The following is a 22,938-nucleotide window of genomic DNA, read 5'->3' as shown; positions in this document are numbered from 1 at the left end:
CGCCACCAGGGGCAAAGTAGCTGTCAGTAATCAGCTTCCGCGGTCCGGCAGGGTCTCCCCACGACTCGGCGCCGTAGACCTCAGCCAGGTGCGTGGAGATCTCTCCGCCGGTCAGGCCCTTGGCGGCCGGCGAGATGACCATCTCATCAACGCCGGACAGACGCCGCTGCCGCTTGCGCACGATCTTCGGCTCGAAGCTGCCGTCCCGATCGCGTGGGACGGTGATCTCCACCGGTCCCACGTCGGTGATGACGGTCTTCGAACGGCTGCTGTTACGGGAATTGCCCGCCTGGCTGCCGGAGCGCTCGTGCCTGTCCTGGCCGAGGTGGCCGGTGATCTCGTCTTCGAGGGCGGACTCCAGCACCAGCTTGGCCAGCCTGCCCAGCAGCCCGTTCTCGCCGACCAACTCCACGCCCTCGGCGCGAGCCTGGTCGACCAGCCTGGCCACCAGCTCCCGACCCGTCGAGTTCTCGGGCCTCTCGCGCGCCACCGCGGCGTCCTCCAGGTCGATCTCCGTCGACTCCTGGATCACAGGACTCATCAGTGCGTTCTCCATGATCAGGAGTTACACCGTTGTTCTCACCCCCTATTCAGTGTTGCTAGGTACGGGTAGTCAGTGTTACTTTGTACTGGTAGTCAGCAACACCAAGTAGCTGAAAGGAGGCGCCCCATGGGCAAGCTCGCCACCGAGATGCTCAAGGGAACGCTGGAGGGCATCGTCCTGGCGATCCTGTCCAGCCGGCCCGCGTACGGCTACGAGATCACCGCGCAGCTGCGGGATCAGGGCTTCTCCGACATCGCCGAGGGCACCGTCTACGCGCTGCTGGTCAGGATCGAGCAGCGCGGCCTGGTCGACGTGGAGAAGGTCCCGTCGGAGAAGGGGCCGCCACGCAAGGTGTACTCCCTCAACGACCAGGGACGGGAGTACCTCGAAGAGTTCTGGCGAACCTGGAGCTTCCTGGCCGAGAGGCTCGAACAGCTCCGCGAAGGAGGCAATTAGCCATGGCCACAGGGTCGAACGAGCCGAAAAGCCGCTACCTGCAGTATCTGGAGGTGGTCACCGGGTCGCTGGAGGAGAAGAAGCGCTACCGGCACTACAAGGCGCGTATCAAGCAGCTTCCCGAGAACTACCGCATCGCGGTCGAAGCCGTGGAGCGCTACCTGATGCACTTCGGGCCGGCCGACGGCGCCGGCGCGATGGCGATGTACGAGGACCTCGCCGACCTGTTCGAGCAGGGCGCGGCCGACGGAACCCCGATCCGCGACATCGTCGGCGACGACCCCATCGAGTTCGTCGAGGCGTTCATGGCCAACTACCCCCTCGGCCAGTACCGGGCCCGCGAACGCAACCGCTTCACCAACGCCATCGCCCGCGCCGCCGGCGAAACCACCCCACCACAAGACAGGACAGAGTGATGACGACCCAGCAAGCCCCGGCGATCCAGGTGCGGGGTCTGGAGAAGTCCTACAAGGAGCTGCGCGTGCTGCGCGGCGTGGACTTCGAGGTGGCGCGGGGCAGCATCTTCGCCCTGCTCGGCTCCAACGGGGCGGGCAAGACCACCGCCGTGAAGATCCTGCCCTTCCTCAGCTCGGCGTTCGTGCCCACCGCCACCATGCCCGGCCCGGTGCGCGCCTTCGCCGAGACCAGCCGGTGACCTCCATCGTCAACGCCATCCGCGCCCTGTTCATCGGGCAGCCGGTCGGCACCGACGTCTGGGTCGCCCTCGCCTGGTGTGTCGGCATCCTCGTCGTCGCCTACGCCTTCGCCATGAGGACCTACCACCGCAAGATCTCCTAGGGCCGTGTCGGTCGGGCTTGTCTTGATCCCGATGAGCATGGCGGACAGGCAGATCGCGGCGCGGTTGCCCTGAACAAGACACGTCCTGTCGCGAGACAAGGAAGATCATGACTGAATCCCTTCACACCCTCACGGCGATGCCGACCGCGCGTCAGTCCGGCTGCCCCTTCGACCCGCCCAAGGAGCTGATCGAGGCCCGTGAGCACGGCCCGATCAGCCGCTTCCCCTTCCCCAGCGGTCACCAGGGCTGGCTGGTCACCGGATACGACCTGGTCCGGTCGGTCCTGGCCGACCAGCGCTTCAGCTCCCGCAAGGAGCTCATGCTCCACCACCCGCTGGTCGACTACGGCGACATCGAGGTCCCCCCGGCGCCGCCCGGCGAGTTCCTCCTCATGGACGAGCCGCAGCACAGCCGCTACCGCAAACCCCTGGTCGGCAAGTTCACCGTCCGACGGATGCGGCTGCTCACCGAACGCGTCGAGCAGATCACCGCCGACCACCTGGACGCCATGGACAAGGCCGGCCCGACGGCCGACCTGGTGACCGCGTTCGCCAAGCCCATCCCCTCCATCGTGATCTGCGAGCTGCTGGGCGTGCCGTACGAGGACCGGGGCCGCTTCCAGGAGAACATCGACACCTTCCTCGGCGGAGAAGTCAGCGACGAGGAGCTGATCGCGGCCTACCTGGCAACCCAGGAGTATCTCGCCGAGCTGGTGGCCGCCAAGCGCGCCAACCCCACCGACGACGTGCTCAGCGACCTGCTCGACAGCGACCTGACCGACGAGGAGCTCAAGGGCATCGCCCTGATCCTGCTGGCAGCCGGGTTCGACACCACCGCCAACATGCTGGCGCTGGGCACCTTCGCCCTCCTGCGGAACCCCGACCAGCTCGCCGCGCTGCGCACCGACCCCGCGCTCACCGACCAGGCCGTCGAAGAGCTGCTGCGGTATCTGAGCGTCGCCAAGCAGTTCCACCGGGTCGCGCTGGAGGACGTCGAGCTGGGCGGCCACACCATCGAGGCCGGCACGACGGTCATCCTGTCCCTCAACACCGCCAACCGCGACCCCGAACGCTTCCCCGACCCCCACACGCTCGACCTGCGCCGGCAGAACGGCGGCCACCTGGCCTTCAGCCACGGCATCCACCAGTGCCTGGGCCAGCAGCTCGCCCGCGTCGAGCTGCGCGTCGCGCTCCCCGCCCTGATCAACCGCTTCCCCACGCTACGCCTGGCCGTACCCGCCGAGGAGGTCAGCCTGCGCCCGGAGACCGCGGACATCTACGGAGTCAAGAGCCTCCCCGTCACCTGGGACGCCTGACCACGAGCCGGTGGCGGACGAGGTCGCGTACGGCCGCCCGCCACCGCTGTGGTCGCTTGCCTACGGCGATCGCATCCGCGGTCCGTTTCCGCCCGTGTCTCGGTGGTACCCGGACGAGGAGCGTCTCGGTCACCGAAGCCGCCATCCGTCCGTTCAACCGGCAAGCCCCACCGGGCCGCCGTCGACGGCTCCATCGCCCTGGGCTCCGGGACCGGTCTGGTCGGGCACGTGCTCGCCACGTACCCCAAGGTCCTGAACCTGAGCAGCAAGTCCGTAGCCGAACTCGCCGACCACGTACTGCCGGCCCTGGCGGCAACAGCTTGTCTCGGGGCCCTTTCCGGACCCCAGGCTCCTCACCGCCGACAAGGATTTCGAGCTCGACCGACCCCGAATCGCCGGGCGAGCGCTTCGCCTGAGCGCGACAACAGAGACAAGGAACTATGAAAACCCAATCCCCATCAGCGATCACGGCGACCAAGGCGCGCGTCTTCGGCGTGCACCAACACCCGGTCATCCGCGGCAAGGTCTTCCGGCGAGTGGCGGTCACGGCGCTGGCGGCCGCGCTGCTCGCCGGGGCGTCCACCCCCGGGATGGCCGCCGCCGACAGCAGGGCCGTGTCGAAGGCCGCTGCTGTCGGGCAGGATCGTCCGGAGCTGCGGAAGGCCATCCAGGCGTTCGTCGATTCCGGTCTCGCCGCCGGGATGCAGATGCGCGTGAACGATGAGCGAGGCGAGTGGGTCGGCAGCGCCGGGGTGCGCAAGCTGGGCACGAGCGCCAAGCCGCCGACGGGCGGGCACTTCCGGATCGGCAGCACCACCAAGAACTTCACCGCGACCCTGGCGCTGAAACTGGTGGACGCCGGCGAGGTCAAGCTGGACGCCCCGGTGGCCGACTACCTGCCCCAGTACGAGCTGGACCGGCGGATCACGGTGCGGATGCTGCTGCAGCACACCAGCGGGCTGTTCGACTACAGCTTCGACGTCGGCCCCGACGGGAAGCCGGTGTCATTGATCTCCTGGCAGGGCAAGGAGTGGGTGGCCAAGCGGTTCCACACCTACACCGACGACGAGCTGGTACGGCTGGCGCTGTCCAAGCCGTCGAAGTTCGATCCGGGGACGGGCTGGAGCTATTCCAACACCAACTACGTGCTGGTCAAGCTGCTGATCGAGAAGGTCACCGGCCACTCCTACGCCGTGGAGATGAAGCGGCGGATCCTGGGGCCGCTCAAGCTGCAGCACACCGTGGTACCGGGCGTCCGCTCGGGTATGCCCGCGCCGTACGCCCACGCCTACTACCGCTACCAGGACGCCGCCGGCCGGTGGAAGGTGATCGACGTCACCCGCCAGAACCCCTCTTGGATCTCTGCCGCGGGCGAGATCATCTCGACCACCGAGGATCTCCACACGTTCTTCTCCGCGCTGAATGACGGCACGCTCATCTCGGCCGAGCTGCTGGCCGAGATGCGCAGGCCGCACCCGAACAGCGCCGGCCTCTTCGGCAGCTACGGCCTCGGGCTGTACGTGCAGGACACCGGTCCGAAGTGCGACGGCATCATCCTCAACCACAACGGCAGCAGCAACGGCTACGGGGCGCTGATGTTCAGCACGCCCGACGGCAAGAAGACCCTGACCGCCTCGATCACCACTGGCGACGCCGCCGTGGACGTGGCGACGGAGTTCCCGAAGGCGTTGAACAACCTCGTCATGACGGTGTTCTGCGACGGGCAGGCCAGGTCGGCTGACGCGGCCGAGCCGGCTCATTAGACGGGACCGCATCCCCCTATCCGTCCACGCAGGTGGACTTCACAACAGATCCAGGAAGCACACCGGCTCGCTCACCCCGGCCGACGCCCGCCGCCGGACATCGCGCCGTGATCAAACCCGCGCCGCTGTGCCGGACCGTGCCCGGCGGGCTCGACTTCTCGATGCCTTCGCCATCGACACCGCTGACAGCACCGTGACCTGCCCGGCTGGGCCGACGCCGGTCACACCCTCACCATTCGCCCGCGCCACGATGAGCTTGGCGCTGCCCGTCGGCGCACCCGCCGCCGCCTCCGTGTGCTCCGGCGGCCGCCGCCGATCCCGCTGATCTGGCCGGCACATCCGCACTGACAAGCGGAAACGCTCCCTGGTCCCACCACGACCTCGCCATGGCACCTTCTTGGCGCGCCATGACGATGCCACCGACAGCAGCAACCAGCCCAAGGAGGGCACATGTCCAACTCCCGACGCCGGGGGTTCCTCGCCGCAGTCGTAATCGCGATCCCGCTCGTGATCGCCGCTGCTCCCGCCGCGTCCGCGACGGCGGAGCCGAAGATTGAAGTCTCCGGCGGAGTGACGCAGCCGGTCTTCTCCTACAAGGACGCCATCCGCGAGCACGTCCGGGTGCAGTCGCCGGTCGACAGTGACGGCGATGGCAAGAAGGATCTGGTCCGGGTGGACATCATCCGGCCGAAGGAGTCCGATTCCGGGCTCAAGGTCCCGGTGATCATGCACGAAAGCCCGTACTACGACGTACCAGGCGTCGGCTACGAGAACGAACACAAGAAATACGACGTGAACGGGAACGTGACGAAGTTCCCGATGTATTGGGACAACTACTTCGTGCCGCGCGGATACGCGTTCGTGTCCGTCGACATGCTCGGCACCAGGCTGTCCGATGGTTGCCCGACCACCTACGGCGCCTCCGACGTGCTGGGCGGCAAGGCGGTCGTCGACTGGCTGAACGGCCGGGCGACCGCCTATGACGACAAGGGCGATCCGGTCGAAGCCACCTGGACCACCGGACGCACCGGGATGATCGGCCATTCCTATGAGGGAGCGCTCGGCGCCGGCGTGGCCGGCACCGGCGTGCAAGGGCTGGAGACGATCGTGAACATCGCGGGCTATACCAGCGGATACGAGACATCGCGCAACAATGGCACCCTCACCTGGTACAAGGGCGGCCAGGAAGAGCTGGCCCAGCGGGTCGACCTCGATCCGGACGAGAAATGCGCGGCGGTGCACCAGCGCCTGCGCGAGGGCGCGGACGACGCCACCGGCAACTACAACGCCTACTGGCACGAACGCAACTACCGGACCGGGCCGATCTCGAAGGCGCGCAACGTCCGCGCCAGCGTCTTCTCGGTGATGGGCATGCAGGACCGGAACGTTGTGGGCAGCCAGTTCTCCGAGTGGTGGGCCAAGCTGCCCCGCACCGTGCAGCGCAAGGCGTGGGTGACCCAGTACGGGCACCTCGACCCGTTCTGGGCCCGCCGCGAGGTGTGGCTCGACACCCTGCACCAGTGGTTCGACCACGAACTCATGGGTGTCCCCAACGACATCATGCGCCGGCCCCGCGTCGACGTGCAGCTCGGCCCGGACCGGTGGATCACCCAGGCCGACTGGCCTGCACCAACGCGGACGACGACCTTGCGGCCGCAGCAGGACGGCTCCCTGGGCCGCAAGCCCTCGACCGGCACCGGCAGCTACCTCGACACCGCCCAGACCGAGATCGCGATGGCCACCGACCCCGCCACCACCAACCCCAACCGGCTGGCCTTCCTGACCCCGCCGCTGAAGAGCGCGATGCGGCTGTCCGGAACACCGTCGGTGAGCCTGCGCCTCAAGCTGGACAAGCCGACCGCCAACCTGGGCGTCCTGCTCGTCGACTACGGCACCGACACCCGCATCAACTACCGCGAACGCGGCGCGACGTCCGCGGAAGGCCTCAAGTTCATCGGCGGCGAAGACTGCGTCGGCCAGAGCACGGCCGATGACGACGGCTGCTACCTCAGGGCCGGCGACAACACGGCGACCTCCGGCTTCAACGTGGTCACCCGCGGAATCCTGGACGCGCAGAACCACAAGTCGCTCAGCCGCCAGGCACCGCTGACGCCGGGCAAGTCCTACCAGATCACCTGGAAGATGCTGCCGCAGGACTACGAGTTCAAGGTCGGACACCGGCTGGGCCTGATACTGACCGGCGCAAACGACGACTTCAACCTCGACGTGACCGGCAATGGCACCGGCGACGATGTCGAACCCGGCACCGGGGCCGAGGTCACCGCCGACCTGGCTGGCACGTCGATTTCGCTGCCGCTGGTCACCGGCACGTCCATCGAGTAACGACAAGATCAATGTTCGCCTACGGTCGCGGCCATGCCGGCCGCGACCGTAGGCATGACGTCGCGGACGCTATGTGCGGGCACCTGCCACCGCAGGGGTCCCGGTTGGTAATCGCGGAAAATCCAACGGATATATTCCTGACCTGCCCTGATGTGCGGACACCGCAGGGCTGGCGTGCCGGTTGGTGGGTGCGGCGGGCCGGGCCGAGGATGCCGCTGCCCTTGCCCGGGTCCTCCACGTCGACGCTGATCAGCGGTATCCGTTGGATTTTCTGCGATCCGGAAGGTAAAGCAGGGTGTTCATGCGGCTGGGCAACATCAATCCGCTTTGTGTAGGACTGCGGCGACGAAGTGGCCGACTGCAGCGATTGCGCCACTGCTGAAAGAATCTTGGACGTTGCCGGACCGCCGATCCCCAGGAGGCCCTGCCCATGGACACCGAGGACCTGACCCGCTTCAGCGAGCTCTCGCACGCCGCATCCGAGCAGCGCCCCTTGGAGCTGGCCGAACTGCACGAGATCGGCGGGCTGCTGAGCGCGGTGATCCAGGCCGCCGCCACCCTGGCCGGCCACATGGGAGCCGAGGTCATAACTCTGACGACGCGCTATACCCTGCGCGATGACACCAGAGACCCCGACCCGGAGGCCCGCCTGGCCGAGGTCCGCCAGAGGATGGAGTGGATGACGGACTTCCTGGAGAAGGCCGATCGGCACGCCCACCGCGCTCACACTGCGATCGGTCACATCGTGGAGGCCGACTAGGAGCACGGGTCGGTCGGCTCGATCTCGGCGGCCCCGGTGTGCGGGCACGCCTCGGTGGGCATCCTGATCGCCGACGCGCCCGGTCGGTACCTGATGATCGAGCGCGCCAAGCCGCCGTACGGCATCGCCCTGATGGCCGGCCACGTCGACGGGCACGGCGACCCCGATCTCGCCGCCCGCATCGAGGAGGGCCGGGGCCTGTCCTCGATGAGCGGCATCCTGGCCGACACCGTCTACCTGAACGGCCGATCCATCGCCGCTCTGGCCCGCGAGCACGGCGTCAGCCGCGGCGCCGTCCGCAGGGCGATCGCCGACCTCATGCCCGAAAACACCGTCGCCGACAACGAGGACGCCCCGGCCCCGGAGCTGCCGGTCACCCTCGACATGCCGGGCAAGATTGCCGATTTCCTCCGTGCCGCCGAGCTGGAGCCCGACGAGCGGTCCGCGCTCGACCACGGCGTGACCGTACGGCGCGGCCAGGGCTACACCCTGCGCGTCAGCGCCGCGCCCGCAGTTCACCGCCAGCTCCTCGAGCGCTGCCAGCCCCTCGACGGCACCCAGGGCACCCCGGCGATCCCGGCACAGCGCATGGCACGCACAGCGGCCTGGCCCTTCTAGCGTCAAGATCCCAACAGGGAGCGCCCGGTACGCGTAGGGCTTCCATCAGGACCGCCCCGTGCCAGGGCGTTAGCGGCGAGGCTGGAGAGATCACTGCCCATACGGACGAAAGCGAAAGATGTCAGACTATCCGCAGCCAGAGCCGGCCAGTCCTTGCGAGGTCGAGATCGAGAGGGATCGCATCAGGGAGATCGCCACGCGATTCCCCACGGCCGCCCAGCCGCTCGACCAAGTGGTGCCCAGCCTCGTCGGCCTTGCCGTGGCAGAGGCCGCGTTCACGTCGTTCACCTATTCGCTGGCGGTGGCCTACAACGAGGTCGAGGCGTTCACCATCGCGGAGCTGCGCCGCGTGACCGACGACACCACGCGGATCCAGGACGGCGTGGCCGTATCCGCTGCCACCTGGCAGCACGCCGAGGACGCCAGCCGTGTGAGAGCGGTATGACCTTCAAGGAGCTGGGGCTTGGCGGGCTGGCGACGGGCACGGGCGCGGCGGTGACACTCTCGGCGCTGGGCGTCCCGGCGGCGTGGCCGTTCGTCGGGCGGATGTACGTCCACCAGTACGACCCGCAGGCGTTCTTCGACGCGGCGAAGACCTGGCTGGAGGTGCACGACAATGTCACGACCGCCAGGCAGAACGTCGAGCGCCTGGTGGACGGGGCGGCCGTGACCGCCTGGCGGAGCGAGGACGGCCGGGCCTTCCAGCGGCGCATGGACGCCTATCTGGCCGACCTGCGCAGCATCGAGATCCGCGCCATGGTCACCGCCCTCGTCCTGTACACCGTCGGCGGGGCTCTGGCGGCGATGATCTTCTTCCAGTGCCTGGTCGCGGCGGCTCTGGCCGCGGTGGCGGCATGGGTCCTTGTCGCGGCCATCACGCCGTTCAGTCTGGCGGCCGCCGGGGCCTCGGCCACGCAGGCCCTGACCAGGCTCTACGCCGGGTACGCGAAGACGGAGCAGCTGCTCGACGCCCTCCTGCACGGGTGCGCCGGTGCCCTGGCCACGACCATTACCGCCGACGTCGGCTACGAGGCGCTGCGCGGCGACTCCAGTGCCCTGCGTGACCTGGGGTACGCGACCATGGCCCAGGGCCCGCTGCTGATCTGGGGCACCGCCAATCGGATCGAACGCGACCTGACCGCGCGCGCCCTCGGCGGCGTCCATCCGGCCGGACGTCTCTGGCCGCAGGCGAAGGCCGGCCTGCCGTTGCCACAGGGCCTGCCGCAGATCGCCGGAGCCAAGGCGTTCCACGACATCCTCGGTGGCCAGCAGACGATCACCGGGCAGATCACGCCGGAGCAGGCCGCCGACGGCTCTTACTCGTTCCCCTGGGAGTGACGACCAATGGAAGACTTCCGTCAGGCGCTCGGCATCGACCCCGAGCGCCTCGCGGCCGACGCCACCACTTCTTCAGCCGGCTGAGCGACCTGCCCACCCCCATGGCGACCGCCCACGCCGAGTCCAAGGACGGCTGGGTGAGCGTCGAATACAACACTGCGGTCGGCGTACAGGACCTCCGGCTCGACCCACGTGCCATGCGCATGGACTCGGCCGGGCTCGCCGCCACGATCCTCGCCCTGATCCGCCAGGCCAGGGAGCAGGCTGAGGCCGAAGACCGCAGGAGGGCCGAGGAGCTCCTGGGCACCGACAATGGGCTCTTCGCCGACCGGCAGTTCATCGGCGACCAGCTCCGCCACGCCACCGGCACGCTCCAGCAGAACCTGGAACAGGCGAGCGCGACGATCGATCGGATACGCGCGCTGCTGCGTCCCTGAGCCCGGTCAACCGGGCTCGGAGCCGTCGGCGAGCACCGCGTGCTCGCCGACGTCGGACACAACGCTTCATCTCACCGACGAGGCCGCCGTCGTCCAAGCGGTACGGGGCCCTGCTCGGCAGGATCGCCACAGCCTGGCTCAGATGGATCCCAAGGCAGCCGGCCGCCGGTCGCTTCCGGCTTCCCCGGACACTCGGAAACGCATCCGGCACACCACCGCGTCGGTGCGCCTGCGTAGCGTCCTGGCCAGCACGGCACCGCGCTGGTTCTGCAGCATCCGCTGCCAGGCGTGTTCCGGCTCGACCTCGGCGATGAGCACGAACACGTGCGGCTCGGGCACCTGTGCCAGGTAGGTCAGCAACGGCACGTCCAGCCGCCGGTGGGCGTCGAAGAGCTGCACCAGCTCCACGCCGGGGTCCCAGCGGTCCCACTCCTCGACGAACGCCCGCGCCTGCCGCTCGTCCTCGGGGTGGGTGACGTTCACGGCCACCACCCGATCCCCGAGTGACAGCGCAGCCGACAGAGCGTCACGGGTCAGCCGGGTGACCGCGTGGACCGGCACCACCGCCAGCGAGCGCCGCGGCCGCGGCGGCATCGGCGTCTTGCCCAGCTCCAGCCGCTCCCCGATGCGCGCGTACGACCGGTTGATCCACCCCATGCCCGTCACCAGCAGCGGCAGCGCCACCACGATCAGCCAGCCGCCCTCGCTGAACTTCGACACCGTCACCACGACCGCCGCCACGAACGTCAGCAGCGCGCCGAACCCGTTCAGCGCCGCCCGCCACCGCCACCCGGCGGGCCGGTCGGCCAGCCAGTGCCGGACCATGCCCACCTGCGACAGCGTGAACCCGACGAACACCCCGATCGCGAACAACGGCACCAGCAGGTTCATCTCCCCACGGGCCACGACCAGCAGCACCGCGCTGGTCACAGCCAGGAACAGGATGCCGTAGCGGTGCACCTGCCGATCGGCGCGCAGGGCGAAGAAATGCGGCAGGTTATTGTCGCGGGCCAGCAGCTGGGCCAGCACCGGCAGCCCACCGAAGGAGGTGTTGGCGGCCAGCGCCAGCAGCACCACGGTGGCGAACTGCACCAGGTAGAACAGCGGCCCGTCGCCCAACGACGCCCGAGTGACCTGTGCCAGCACGGTCCCCCCGTCCGCCGGGACGATGGCGAACTTCTCGATCAGTGCGGCGATGCCCAGCAACATGACCGCCAGCAAGCCGCCGAGCGCGACCTCGGCGTGCTGCGCCCGCCGTACCCGGGGCTTCTTGAACGACGGCACGGCGTTGGCGATCGCCTCCACGCCGGTCAGGGAGGCGCAGCCGTTCGCGAACGCCTTCAGCAGCAACAGCACCCCGACCGTCTCCAGGTTGCTCACCTGGTGCTGGAGGTCGACGGCCGGCTCGCTGCGCACCAGCCCGACCACGATGACGAGCAGGATCGCACCGACGTAGACGGCGGTGGGGACGATGAACGCGCGGGCGCTGTGCGCGATCCCGCGCAGGTTGACCGCGGTCACCAGCGCCAGCACGGCCAGGCACACCCACACCGTGTACGGCAGCAGCTCCGGGAAGGCCGACGTCAGCGCGGCCACGCCCGCGGCCACCGAGACGGCGACGTTGAGCACGTAGTCGATGACCAGCGAGGCCCCGGCGACCAGGCCGGCCCGCCGCCCGAGGTAGGCCTTGGCCACCCCGTATGCGCCGCCGCCCGCGGGGAAGGCGGCGATGACCTGCCGGTAGGAGAAGGTCAGCACGCCCAGCAGGGCGGCGATGGTGAGCGTGACCGGGATGGTGAACCCGAGACCAGCACCGCCCGCGACGGCGAGCACGAGGACGATCGCCTCCGGGCCGTAAGCCACCGACGCCATCGCGTCCAGCGACAGCGCGGCCAGGCCGCCGGTGACGGTCAGCCGATGCCGCTCACCGCCGCTATCCGGAGGCTCCTTGGACGTGGCTGGAGATTTCACAATGGACATGGAGAATGCTCCTGAATAGGGGATTCGTCCATATATTGCCCATCGGGCAAGCCCGGCCAGGTCCGTTCATACGCACTCTTGATGCGAACAGCGTGAATAACTACGCGAAATGTACGCCCGCTCAGCTGACGTGGACGTGAGGGCGTCGTTCGAGGTCGGGTTCGGCCTGGCGGAGTACCTCGTGGGTGAGCGGGGGCACGTCGCCGCCGCCGAAGACGAGGTAGCGCAGCATGGCCGCGACGGGGTTGCCTTCGGTCCGGTGGAAGTAGATGTGCGGCACCGAGCCGGTGCGGTCGCACAGGTAAAGCAGGAGCGTGGCGAGGGTGTTGGGCACGGCAGAGCTCTCGATGTCGGCATCGAAGATGATGGTGATGGCGAACGGTGCTCGATCTACTTACGGTCGGTCTGCAGCCCCTGAAACAGCCAGGTACGCAGCGTCCCTTCCGTGGTAACTGGCCGTTTCGCCAGCACCATAACGGTCACCCTTCATCAAAACTCTTTAAAAACGCATCAAACCCTACTCAGGCCAACAGAGCAGTTGACGGGGAGAGGGCGTCAAGAAAACGTATAAATCGAAGACTGATGAGTACTCATCCGTTGCAGGCGTAGTCACGCCATCGCTCGTCGAGATCTCCGGCCGCCCTTCTGGCCACCCACCAGCGCCGCAGCCGGAAGGCCCGCCGCAATGCCGGCCAGGTGACCCCGCTCGCCGAAACACCGGCCGGCAGGAGGCAGAAGACGATCTCCACGGGCCGAACGGGCGCGGCGCCGGGCACGCTGATCCGGCCGGCGAAGGTGGCCACCACGGTCGCCGACGCGACCAGGAAAGCACCACCTGGACACTCTGCACCACGTCTCCTCGGTCATCCGTTGCCGAATGCCGGCCAGACTTCCCGGGGCACCAGGCCATCAACGTGCCGGAGGGACGGCGCGGGCGGCGAGGCCGTCGGAGAGCGTCAAGGGGCGCGACCACGATGACGTGTGATTCCTGCCGGTCGTGACGGAACTGTTCGAGGGCGGATACCTGCGTGCCCAAGACCAACCACAGAAAGGGCCGCAAAGCCGCGACGTAGAGATCGCGTCAATATTCAGGCTCCGGCCGTATGGATGCCGTCAAGAACGGCGAAAGCCCACAAAGCTCGCGATTTGCTGGGTTTGCAGACATCCGGACAGTGGTGGCTGCAACACCTATTCGCAGACTGAGGAGTGGGGATGGCTGACGTCATCTTCGTCGCCCTGACGATCGTGATCTTCGTGATCTTCGGGCTTGTCGTGAAGGCGGTGGAGCGCCTGTGAGCGCGATCAACGCCACCGGTCTCGCAGTGGCCGTCGGCCTGGTGATCTTCATGGTCGCGGCCCTGCTCTTCCCGGAGCGTTTCTGATGAGTACGACCGCGGCCGGGGCCGTCTTCATCGTCTCTTTGATCGCCGCGCTGGCCCTGGTGCACAGGCCCTTCGGCGACTACATGCACCGGACTTACACGACCACCAGGCACAACATCGTCGAACGCGGCATCTACCGGCTGCTCGGCGTGCGTGCCGACGCCGAGCAGAGCTGGCCGGTATACGCGCGCAGCCTGCTGGCCTTCTCGGTCATCTCGGTCCTGTCGGTGTACGGCATGCAGCGGCTGCAGGACAAACTGCCGCTGAGCGTGGGCATGGAGCCGGTGACCGACCACATCGCGTGGAACACCGCGATCAGCTTCGTCACCAACACCAACTGGCAGGCCTATTCCGGCGAGAGCACCATGGGCCACCTGGTCCAGATGGGTGCCCTGGCCGTGCAGAACTTCGTGTCCGCGGCGGTCGGCATGGCGGTGGCGATCGCGCTGGTGCGCGGGTTCGCGCGGCGCAGGTCCGACACCATCGGCAACTTCTGGGTGGACCTGGTCCGCGGCACCGTCCGGATCCTGCTGCCGATCGCCTTCGTCGGCGCGCTGGTGCTGGTGGCCGGCGGGCTGATCCAGAACTTCTCCGGTCTGCACGAGGTGACCACACTGACCGGCGGCACGCAGTCGATCACCGGCGGTCCCGTGGCCAGCCAGGAGGTCATCAAGGAGCTGGGCACCAACGGCGGCGGCTTCTACAACACCAACTCGGCCCACCCGTTCGAGAACGCCACGGCGTGGACGAACTGGTTCGAGATCTTCCTGATCCTCGTCATCCCGTTCTCGCTGACGCGCACCTTCGGCAGGATGGTCGGCCAGGTCCGCCAGGGCTACGCGATCCTCGCCGTGATGGCCACGATCGCCGTCGTCAGCGTCACGCTCACCAACGTCTTCGAGCTGCAGGGCGCGGCCACCGTCCCGCAGGCGGTCGGCGCGGCCATGGAGGGCAAGGAGGTCCGCTTCGGCGTCGCCAACTCGGCCACCTTCGCCGCCTCGACCACGCTCACCAGCACCGGCGCCGTGAACTCCTTCCACGACTCCTACACCCCGTTCGGCGGCATGATGACGCTGTTCAACATGATGCTGGGCGAGGTCGCCCCCGGCGGTGTCGGCGCCGGCCTGTACGGCATGCTCGTCCTGGCCACGATCACCGTGTTCGTCGCCGGACTCATGGTCGGCCGGACCCCGGAGTACCTCGGCAAGAAGATCGGCGCCCGCGAGATCAAGCTGGCCTCGCTGTACTTCCTGGTCACCCCCGTCCTGGTGCTGGTCGGCACGGCCGTCGCGATGGGCAACGAGGCGGGCCTGGCGGCCATGCTGAACAGCGGGCCGCACGGTTTCTCCGAGATCCTCTACGCCTTCACCAGCGCTTCCAACAACAACGGCTCGGCCTTCGGCGGGGTCACCGTCAACACCCCGTGGTATGACGTGGCGCTCGGCCTGTGCATGGCGTTCGGCCGGTTCCTGCCGATCGTCTTCGTACTCGCCCTGGCCGGCTCGCTGGCCGGGCAGACACCCGTGCCCGAGTCGGCGGGCACGCTGCCGACCCACCGGCCGCAGTTCGTCGGCATGGTCGTCGGCGTGACGATCATCCTGGTCGCGCTCACGTTCCTCCCGGCGCTCGCGCTCGGCCCCATCGCAGAAGGACTGTCCTGATATGTCAACCCCCGTGCTCGAAGCGCCGGGTCAGACCCCCGCACCAAAGCGCAACGACCGCGTGGGCGGCGGCCTGCTTGACCCGAAACAAATGATCAGGTCGCTGCCGGACGCGCTGGTCAAACTGAACCCGGTCACGCTGTGGCGTAACCCGGTCATGCTGATCGTGGAGATCGGCGCGCTGTTCACCACCGTGCTCGCGGTCCTCAGTCCGTCCTTCTTCGCCTGGGCCATCGTGGTGTGGCTCTGGCTGACGGTGATCTTCGCCAATCTGGCCGAGGCCGTGGCCGAGGGCCGGGGCAAGGCGCAGGCGGCGACGCTGCGCGCCGCCAAGCGCGACACCACCGCCCGCCGCCTCAAGAACCGGGACGACCACTCCCGATGGGATGTCGTCGGGGCGCCCGAGCTGAGGCAGGGCGACCACGTGATCGTCGAGGCCGGAGAGACCATTCCCGGTGACGGCGACGTGGTCGAGGGCATCGCGTCCGTGGACGAGTCGGCCATCACCGGTGAGTCCGCCCCCGTCATCCGCGAGTCGGGCGGTGACCGGTCCGCGGTGACCGGCGGCACCAAGGTGCTGTCCGACAAGATCATCGTGCGGATCACCCAGAAGCCCGGCGAGAGCTTCATCGACCGGATGATCGCCCTGGTCGAGGGCGCCGACCGGCAGAAGACGCCGAACGAGATCGCGCTGAACATCCTGCTGGCCGCGCTGACGGTCATCTTCCTGGTCGCCACCGTCACCATGCAGCCGTTCGCGATCTACGCCAAGGCGACGAACCCGGGCGTGCCCGACTCGCTCGCGCTCACCGGAGACGGCGTCACGGGCATCGTGCTGGCCTCCCTGCTGGTCTGCCTCATCCCGACCACGATCGGCGCGCTGCTGTCGGCCATCGGCATCGCCGGCATGGACCGCCTGGTCCAGCGCAACGTGCTCGCCATGTCCGGCCGCGCGGTCGAGGCCGCAGGTGACGTCAGCACGCTGCTGCTGGACAAGACCGGCACCATCACGCTGGGCAACCGGCAGGCGTCGGAGTTCGTCCCGGTGGACGGGGTGAGCGAGGCCGAGCTGGCCGAGGCGGCGCAGCTGTCCAGCCTGGCCGACGAGACGCCGGAGGGCCGCTCGATCGTGGTGTTCGCCAAGCAGGCGTACGGCCTGCGCGAGCGCCAGCCGGGCGAGCTGGCGCACGCCCAATGGGTGCCCTTCACCGCGCAGACCCGCATGTCGGGGGTGAACCTGGACGGCCGCGAGGTCCGCAAGGGCGCCGCGACCGCGGTGATGAAGTGGGTGCGCGACCACGGCGGTCATCCGACGGACGAGGTGGGCCACCTGGTGGACGGGATCTCCGGCTCCGGCGGCACCCCGCTGGTGGTGGCGGAGAAGGGACGCGTGCTCGGTGTCGTCCACCTCAAGGACGTCGTCAAGGAGGGCATGCGCGAGCGGTTCGACGAGATGCGCCGGATGGGCATCCGCACCGTCATGATCACCGGGGACAACCCGCTGACCGCCAAGGCCATCGCCGACGAGGCCGGGGTGGACGACTTCCTGGCCGAGGCCACGCCCGAGGACAAGCTCGCCCTGATCAGGAAGGAGCAGGAAGGCGGCCGGCTGGTCGCGATGACCGGCGACGGCACCAACGACGCCCCCGCGCTGGCCCAGTCCGACGTCGGGGTGGCGATGAACACCGGCACGTCGGCCGCCAAGGAGGCCGGCAACATGGTCGACCTCGACTCCAACCCGACCAAGCTCATCGAGATCGTCGAGATCGGCAAGCAACTGCTGATCACCCGCGGGGCTTTGACGACCTTCTCGATCGCCAACGACATCGCCAAGTACTTCGCGATCATTCCCGCGATGTTCGCCGCGGTCTACCCGGGGCTCGACGCGCTGAACGTCATGCGCCTGACCAGCCCGCAGTCGGCGATCCTGTCCGCGGTCGTCTTCAACGCGATCATCATCGTGGCGCTGATCCCACTGGCCCTGCGCGGCGTGCGCTACCGGCCGTCCAGTGCCTCCAAGCTGCTGTCACGCAACCTGTACGTCTACGGTCTGGGCGGCGTCATCGCCCCCTTCATCGGCATCAAGATCATCGACCTCATCGTCCAGTTCCTCCCGGGGATGTCGTAATGGAACGTCTGCCAAGCTGGCTGCGCCAGCACCTGACCGCCCTCCGCGCGGTCGCCGTTCTGACCGTTCTGCTCGGCCTGGTCTATCCACTGGTCACCACCGGTGTCGCCCAGGCACTGTTCACCGACAAGGCCAACGGGTCGATCATCCAGAAGGACGGCAAGGACGTGGGCAGCGCGCTCATCGGCCAGTCCTTCACCGACGCCGACGGCAACCCGGTCAGGAAGTACTTCCAGTCCCGCCCATCGGCCGCCGGAGACGGCTACGACCCGACCTCCACCAGCGCCAGCAACCTCGGCCCCGAGGACATCATCGACACGCTGCCGGTGCCGGGCGCCAAGGACGACGAGGGCAAGCAGTCCCTGCTCACCCAGGTCTGCACCCGGTCCAGGGCGGTCGGCGAGCTGGAGGGCGTCTCCGGGGCCCGGCCGTACTGCACCCCGGACGGCGTGGGCGCGGCACTGAAGGTCTTCCCCGACCGCGCCGTCAGCGTCAACCAGGCCTGCCCCACGACTCCGTTCATTGCGGAGTACCAGGGCCTGAAGGTGGAGTGCGCCAAGCCGGGCGAGGACTACGCGGCCGGCCGCACCGTCCCCGTCCGCGGCGACGCCGGGACGCCGGCCGTGCCGGCCGATGCGGTGACGGCCAGCGGCTCCGGCCTCGACCCGCACATCTCCCTCGCCTACGCCGAACTCCAGGCGCCCCGCGTGGCCAAAGAACGCGGACTTCCGCTTGAGCAGGTCAAGACCCTGATCGACGAGCACACCACCGGCCGGGCGCTCGGCTTCATGGGGGAACCGTCGGTGAACGTGCTCGAGCTCAACCTCGCCCTCGACGGAGCCTGAGATGAGGGGGCGGCTGCGGGTCTACCTCGGGGCGGCGCCCGGAGTCGGCAAGACGTACGCGATGCTCGGCGAGGGCCGCCGGGCGTGCGAGCGCGGCCGGGACGTGGTCGTGGGCCTGGTCGAGACCCACGGGCGCCCCCGTACCGCCGCCCTGCTGGAGGGCATGGAGATGGTCCCGCGCAAGACCGTCGTCTACCGCGGCACCACATTTACCGAGCTCGACGTTGAGGCCGTCATCGCCCGCGCGCCGAAGGTGGTGCTGATCGACGAGCTGGCCCACACCAACGTGCCCGGCTCCAAGAACGTCAAGCGCTGGCAGGACATCGACGAGATCCTCGACGCCGGCATCGACGTCATCACCACGGTCAACATCCAGCACCTGGAATCGGTCAACGACGTCGTCCAGGAGATCACCGGCGTGCCACAGCGCGAGACCGTACCGGATGAGGTGGTGCGGCGGGCGGACCAGATCGAGCTGGTCGACATGTCGCCCGAGGCGCTGCGCCGCCGCATGGCGCACGGCAACGTGTACGCCCCCGAGAAGGTCAGCGCGGCCATGTCGAACTACTTCCGCGTCGGTAACCTCACCGCCCTGCGCGAACTCGCCCTGCTCTGGGTGGTCGGCAAGGTCGACGAGCAGCTCGACCGCTACCGCGCCGACCACGGCATCGCCGCCACCTGGGAGACCCGCGAACGCGTCGTCGTCGCGCTGACCGGCGGCCCTGAGTGCGACACCCTGGTACGCCGGGCCGCCCGCATCGCCGCCCGCACCAAAGGCGCCGATCTGCTGGCCGTGCACGTCACCAGCGCCGACGGGCTGGCCGGCGCCGCCCCGGCCAACCTGGCCCGCCAGCGCACCCTGGTCGAGAGCATGGGCGGCACCTACCACCAGGTCGTCGGTGACGACATCCCGCGCGCCCTGCTCGACTTCGCCCGCGGCGTCAACGCCACCCAACTGGTGCTCGGCGCGTCCCGCAGAGGTCGTTTCGCGCAGATTCTCTCGCGGGGCGTCGGCGTGGAGACCACCTCCCTGTCCGGCTCCATCGACGTGCACCTGGTCACCCACGAGGAGGCCAAGAAGGGCCGCCGTCGGCCCGAACGCTCCCGGGCCGCGCTGACCCGGAAACGGCGGCTGACCGGATGGGCCGTGGCGGTGGCGGGCATGCCGGCGCTGACCGCCACGCTTGCCCCGTTCCGGGACATGATCTCGCTGCCCAGCGAGATCCTGCTGTTCCTGTGCCTGGTCATCGGCGTCGCGCTGATCGGCGGCATGTGGCCGGCGATCGCCGCGGCCGTGGGCGGCTCGCTGCTGCTCAACTGGTTCTTCACCCCGCCCATCGGCCAGCTGACCATCGCCGATCCGGAGAACCTGCTCGCGTTGATCGTGTTCATCCTGGTCGCGGCGGCCGTCAGCACAATCGTGGACCTGGCCGCCCGGCGTACCCGTCAGGCTGCCCAGGCGAGTGCGGACGCCGAGGCGCTGTCCACGCTGGCCGGACACGTGCTGCGGGGCGAGGCCGCGCTGCCGTCGCTGCTGGGTCGGCTGCGCGAGACGTTCGGCCTGGACTCGGTCACCCTGCTCGAACGCATCGGCGAACCCCTCCCCGACGACCAGGCCGAACCCGAAGCCTGGCGCATCATCGCCACCTCCGGCGCCGCCCCCTGCACCGCGCCCGCCGCCGCCGACACCGACGTCGTGATCAGCGACAAGCTGGTTCTCGCCGCCCGCGGGCGACTGCTGGACGCCAGCGACCGGCGGTTGCTGGAGGCCTTCGCCGCCGAGGCCGCCGTCGCACTGCGCCAGGAACGCCTCCAGGAAGAGGCCGAACTGGCCAGACCCCTCGCCGAGGCGGACAAGATGCGCACCGCGCTGCTCGCGGCCGTCAGCCACGACCTGCGCACCCCGCTCTCGGCCGCCAAAGCCGCCGTCGAAAGCCTGCGCAACGCGGACATCAGCTGGACGGACGAGGACCGCGACGAGTTGCTCGCCACCGCCGACGAGTCCCTGGCCGGACTGGACCGGCTGGTGGAGAACCTGCTCGACATGAGCCGCCTGCAAGCCGGTGTCCTCGGCCTGTCGTTGCAACCTGTCGCCCTGGAGGAGGTCGTGCCCCGCGCCGTCGACAACCTAGGACCCTTGCGCGACCGCATCGAGGGCGACATCTCCGTCGAGCTGCCCGACATCGTCGCCGACCCGGCCCTGCTCGAACGGGTGCTGGTCAACCTGATGACCAATGCCGTCCGCTACAGCCCGCCCGGCCACAAGGTGCTGATCACTGGCAGTCGGCACGACGACGAAGTCGAGATCCGGGTGATCGACCGCGGCCCCGGCATCCCGCCCCAGGACCACGAACGTGTCTTCCTGCCCTTCCAGCGACTCGGCGACCGGCCCAACGGCACCGGCGTCGGCCTGGGGCTCGCGCTCTCGCGTGGGCTGACCGAAGCCATGGGCGGCACTCTCATACCCGAGGAGACACCAGGGGGAGGTCTCACCATGATCGTCATCATGCCCGTATCGTCCCGGGCGACGACAGGATGACCAAGATCCTCGTCGTGGACGACGAGCCACAGATCCTGCGCGCCCTCCGCATCAACCTGACCGCCCGTCACTACGAGGTTTCGGTCGCCGCCGACGGCTCGTCCGCGCTGCGCCAGGCCGCCGAATGGCACCCCGACCTCGTCGTGCTCGACCTCGGCCTGCCCGACATCGACGGCGTGGACGTCATCCACGGTCTGCGCGGCTGGACCCAGACCCCCATCGTCGTGTTGTCCGGGCGCGCCGGAAACCAGGACAAGATCGACGCCTTGGACGCCGGCGCCGACGACTACGTGACCAAGCCATTCAGCATCGAGGAGTTCCTCGCCCGCATCCGCGCCGTCTCCCGCCGCGCCGCCATCCAGGAGGCCGAACTGGCCAGCATCCAGATCGGCGACCACACGGTGGACCTGACCCGCAAGACCGTCTCGGGGGGTCTGCGGCTCACCCCCACCGAATGGCACATCCTGGAGATCCTGCTGCGCAGCCCGGGCAAGCTCATCTCGCAGCGCTATCTGCTGGCCGAGGTCTGGGGCAGCAAACACGTCAAGGAAACCCACTACCTACGCCAGTACATGGCCCAGCTCCGCAAGAAACTGGAACGCGACCCCGCCCGCCCGCAACACCTGATCACCGAGCCGGGCATGGGCTACCGCTACACCCCATGACGCCCAGGCTCCAGCTCGGCGCCGGGCCCCTCCTGTCGACGGCGAGTCGTGGCGTGTCAGCCATCCTGACAGCCCATGGAGAGCTGCGATCAGAGCGGAGTCATCAGGCTCTCCGCCGGCGTCACCATCGGATTGCCGGAACGCTGGTGCTCGTAGAACCGAAGCTCACCGCGGGGCGCCGGCACCCGCCGCACTTCCCGCAGCGTCTCCCGCACCCGCGCGGCACAGCACAACACCAACGAGCACACCACGGCATCACAGGAGCCGTCCGCAACAGGCAGGCGCCGTAAATCCCCCCGAGCATCAGGATCTTGGTCGCGAGGTGCGCCGCGACGCCTGATCAGGACGGTTCCAGTCGGCCCCACTTGGCGGTCTGACTTGGCCCCACTTGTTGATCACAGTGTGAATTCGTGACGGCTTGAAATGACCCGACCTGGAACAAGGCCCAGTACTCCCGAACACCACCTGCGCTGGCCGTCAACCGCCCGAGTCGCTTGCGGCGATGTCCAGCGCCGACCCTGCTTGATCGGCCAGGGTGACGGCGACCAGGCGTGCCTGCAACGGCGGGACCCTGCCCGGAGTGGGCTTGAGCATGAACCGGCCGTAGAAGCGGCCGTTGCCGAAGGTGCGCAGCTCGACCTCGGTATCGGGCCATCCGAGCCGGTCGGCGTCCCAGCGTCTGCGGCCCCAGGTCACGCTGCCGTCTTGCTCCAGCCGGGGCGGGTGGCCGGTCAGCGTGCCGTACTCGAAACGGCAGCCGCGCAGGTGCAGCACCTCGGTGAGCTGGGCGGTGACGTGATCGACCACCGTTCCGGGCGCCCTGGTGTTCTGCGCCAGAGCGGCGGTGTCGTGGATGCGGGCCAGGTAGTCGGCGTCGGTGATGGTCACCACCTTCAGCTTCCGGGCGCGGGCGGCCAACTGCGAGACCGCCAGGCCCACGATGAGCAGCAGCAGCGCGCTCTGGATGTCGGCGGGCCGGGTGATGGTGAAGCGCTGGTAGGGCTGGGTGAAGAAGAAGTTGAACCACACCGCGGCCGAGATGGCCGCCAACGCGCCGGCCAGGCGGTTGCCCAGGGCGGCGACCGCGACCACGATCACGACCAGGACGAGCGCGACGCTGGTGTTGGGCAGGCTGTCGCGAAACGGCACCAGCACCCCCGCAACGGCCGGTGGCGCCACCAGCGCGACCAGGAACGCGACGTGATCTGCGGATAAATGCCTCATGCGGCCACTCATCACTGCATCACCCCCACCCATTTTGCGTTTATGCAGGTCAACGCCCTAGATCTACCCCGTCGTGCGTGATGATCCACGTATCGCTGCCCGCTTGGCGCGCCCACTCGCCCACCCGCCATCGGTTGGCGC

The 22,938-nt window shown here is 68.7% G+C and carries 23 protein-coding genes and 1 pseudogene; 18 read left to right on the top strand and 6 right to left on the bottom strand.

The features are described from left to right. Positions 1 to 67: 67 nt before the first annotated feature. Positions 68 to 541, bottom strand: a pseudogene (locus J2S55_RS30835) (transposase); the annotation flags it as partial. A gap of 129 nt (positions 542 to 670) precedes the next feature. Here J2S55_RS30835 and J2S55_RS30830 point away from each other — a divergent pair. From J2S55_RS30830 to J2S55_RS30775, 12 genes are all read left to right on the top strand, one after another. Continuing rightward, complete coding sequence (locus tag J2S55_RS30830) at positions 671 to 1,000, top strand: PadR family transcriptional regulator (RefSeq protein ID WP_306868140.1); 330 nt, start codon at positions 671 to 673, stop codon at positions 998 to 1,000. Between the two features lie 2 nt (positions 1,001 to 1,002). Beyond that, positions 1,003 to 1,416 (top strand): DUF1048 domain-containing protein, encoded by a 414-nt coding sequence (locus J2S55_RS30825; protein WP_306868138.1) that lies wholly within the window; start codon positions 1,003 to 1,005, stop codon positions 1,414 to 1,416. Then, positions 1,416 to 1,655 (top strand): ATP-binding cassette domain-containing protein, encoded by a 240-nt coding sequence (locus tag J2S55_RS30820; RefSeq protein ID WP_306868136.1) that lies wholly within the window; start codon positions 1,416 to 1,418, stop codon positions 1,653 to 1,655. Before J2S55_RS30825 ends, J2S55_RS30820 begins: the two co-directional genes overlap by 1 nt. Next, on the top strand, positions 1,652 to 1,798 hold the full coding sequence (locus tag J2S55_RS30815) for a hypothetical protein (protein WP_306868134.1): 147 nt from the start codon (positions 1,652 to 1,654) through the stop codon (positions 1,796 to 1,798). Before J2S55_RS30820 ends, J2S55_RS30815 begins: the two co-directional genes overlap by 4 nt. A gap of 107 nt (positions 1,799 to 1,905) precedes the next feature. Next, positions 1,906 to 3,114 (top strand): cytochrome P450, encoded by a 1,209-nt coding sequence (locus J2S55_RS30810; RefSeq protein ID WP_306868133.1) that lies wholly within the window; start codon positions 1,906 to 1,908, stop codon positions 3,112 to 3,114. A gap of 440 nt (positions 3,115 to 3,554) precedes the next feature. Further along, positions 3,555 to 4,877 carry a serine hydrolase domain-containing protein gene (locus J2S55_RS30805; protein WP_306868130.1) on the top strand — a complete coding sequence of 441 codons (1,323 nt, stop codon included), beginning with the start codon at positions 3,555 to 3,557 and terminating at the stop codon, positions 4,875 to 4,877. Positions 4,878 to 5,327: 450 nt separating this feature from the next. Next, on the top strand, positions 5,328 to 7,220 hold the full coding sequence (locus J2S55_RS30800) for a CocE/NonD family hydrolase (RefSeq protein ID WP_306868128.1): 1,893 nt from the start codon (positions 5,328 to 5,330) through the stop codon (positions 7,218 to 7,220). 430 nt (positions 7,221 to 7,650) lie between these two features. After that, positions 7,651 to 7,980, top strand: a complete 330-nt coding sequence (locus J2S55_RS30795; protein WP_306868126.1) for a hypothetical protein — start codon at positions 7,651 to 7,653, stop codon at positions 7,978 to 7,980. A 54-nt stretch (positions 7,981 to 8,034) separates the two neighbouring features. After that, on the top strand, positions 8,035 to 8,598 hold the full coding sequence (locus tag J2S55_RS30790; RefSeq protein WP_306868124.1) for a helix-turn-helix domain-containing protein: 564 nt from the start codon (positions 8,035 to 8,037) through the stop codon (positions 8,596 to 8,598). A 118-nt stretch (positions 8,599 to 8,716) separates the two neighbouring features. After that, positions 8,717 to 9,043 carry a hypothetical protein gene (locus tag J2S55_RS30785; RefSeq protein ID WP_306868122.1) on the top strand — a complete coding sequence of 109 codons (327 nt, stop codon included), beginning with the start codon at positions 8,717 to 8,719 and terminating at the stop codon, positions 9,041 to 9,043. Further along, the gene (locus tag J2S55_RS30780; protein ID WP_306868120.1) at positions 9,040 to 9,936 is read left to right on the top strand and encodes a hypothetical protein; all 897 of its coding nucleotides are present in this window, start codon (positions 9,040 to 9,042) and stop codon (positions 9,934 to 9,936) included. The genes J2S55_RS30785 and J2S55_RS30780 overlap by 4 nt, the downstream gene beginning before the upstream one ends. A 101-nt stretch (positions 9,937 to 10,037) precedes the next feature. Beyond that, on the top strand, positions 10,038 to 10,373 hold the full coding sequence (locus J2S55_RS30775) for a YbaB/EbfC family nucleoid-associated protein (protein WP_306868118.1): 336 nt from the start codon (positions 10,038 to 10,040) through the stop codon (positions 10,371 to 10,373). 138 nt (positions 10,374 to 10,511) lie between these two features. Here the strand turns inward: J2S55_RS30775 and J2S55_RS30770 are convergent, their stop codons facing one another. From J2S55_RS30770 to J2S55_RS30760, 3 genes are all read right to left on the bottom strand, one after another. Then, positions 10,512 to 12,353, bottom strand: coding sequence for an APC family permease (locus J2S55_RS30770; RefSeq protein ID WP_306868116.1), 1,842 nt, complete (start codon positions 12,351 to 12,353; stop codon positions 10,512 to 10,514). Positions 12,354 to 12,474: 121 nt separating this feature from the next. Next, on the bottom strand, positions 12,475 to 12,687 hold the full coding sequence (locus J2S55_RS30765; RefSeq protein WP_306868115.1) for a hypothetical protein: 213 nt from the start codon (positions 12,685 to 12,687) through the stop codon (positions 12,475 to 12,477). Positions 12,688 to 12,943: 256 nt separating this feature from the next. Further along, the gene (locus J2S55_RS30760) at positions 12,944 to 13,159 is read right to left on the bottom strand and encodes a hypothetical protein (RefSeq protein WP_306868113.1); all 216 of its coding nucleotides are present in this window, start codon (positions 13,157 to 13,159) and stop codon (positions 12,944 to 12,946) included. Between the two features lie 486 nt (positions 13,160 to 13,645). Between J2S55_RS30760 and kdpF the strand changes: the two genes are divergently transcribed. From kdpF to J2S55_RS30730, 6 genes are read left to right on the top strand one after another with little or no spacing between them, the layout of a single operon-like run. Next, a complete protein-coding gene (gene kdpF / locus J2S55_RS30755; protein ID WP_306861668.1) occupies positions 13,646 to 13,735 on the top strand; it encodes a K(+)-transporting ATPase subunit F in 90 nt (29 codons plus the stop codon). Then, positions 13,735 to 15,396: a potassium-transporting ATPase subunit KdpA gene (gene kdpA, locus J2S55_RS30750; RefSeq protein WP_306868112.1), complete on the top strand. Its 1,662-nt coding sequence runs from the start codon at positions 13,735 to 13,737 to the stop codon at positions 15,394 to 15,396. Before kdpF ends, kdpA begins: the two co-directional genes overlap by 1 nt. Before the next feature lies 1 nt (position 15,397). After that, positions 15,398 to 17,524 carry a potassium-transporting ATPase subunit KdpB gene (gene kdpB / locus J2S55_RS30745; protein WP_370879716.1) on the top strand — a complete coding sequence of 709 codons (2,127 nt, stop codon included), beginning with the start codon at positions 15,398 to 15,400 and terminating at the stop codon, positions 17,522 to 17,524. Further along, a complete protein-coding gene (locus J2S55_RS30740) occupies positions 17,524 to 18,369 on the top strand; it encodes a potassium-transporting ATPase subunit C (RefSeq protein ID WP_306868110.1) in 846 nt (281 codons plus the stop codon). The genes kdpB and J2S55_RS30740 overlap by 1 nt, the downstream gene beginning before the upstream one ends. Position 18,370: 1 nt before the next feature. After that, entirely contained in the window at positions 18,371 to 20,908 is a 2,538-nt protein-coding gene (locus tag J2S55_RS30735) for a DUF4118 domain-containing protein (protein ID WP_306868109.1), read from the top strand. Continuing rightward, positions 20,905 to 21,573: a response regulator gene (locus J2S55_RS30730; protein ID WP_306868107.1), complete on the top strand. Its 669-nt coding sequence runs from the start codon at positions 20,905 to 20,907 to the stop codon at positions 21,571 to 21,573. Before J2S55_RS30735 ends, J2S55_RS30730 begins: the two co-directional genes overlap by 4 nt. A gap of 89 nt (positions 21,574 to 21,662) precedes the next feature. On the opposite strand, the gene J2S55_RS48395 is transcribed toward J2S55_RS30730, so the two are convergent. After that, positions 21,663 to 21,938, bottom strand: a complete 276-nt coding sequence (locus J2S55_RS48395; protein ID WP_370879715.1) for a methyltransferase domain-containing protein — start codon at positions 21,936 to 21,938, stop codon at positions 21,663 to 21,665. Positions 21,939 to 22,050: 112 nt separating this feature from the next. Then, positions 22,051 to 22,797, bottom strand: coding sequence for a DUF4118 domain-containing protein (locus J2S55_RS30725; protein ID WP_306868106.1), 747 nt, complete (start codon positions 22,795 to 22,797; stop codon positions 22,051 to 22,053). Positions 22,798 to 22,938: the final 141 nt, after the last annotated feature.

The organism is Streptosporangium brasiliense (assembly GCF_030811595.1).
Lineage (GTDB): Bacteria > Actinomycetota > Actinomycetes > Streptosporangiales > Streptosporangiaceae > Streptosporangium > Streptosporangium brasiliense.
This window is presented reverse-complemented; position numbering and strand designations above follow the sequence as displayed.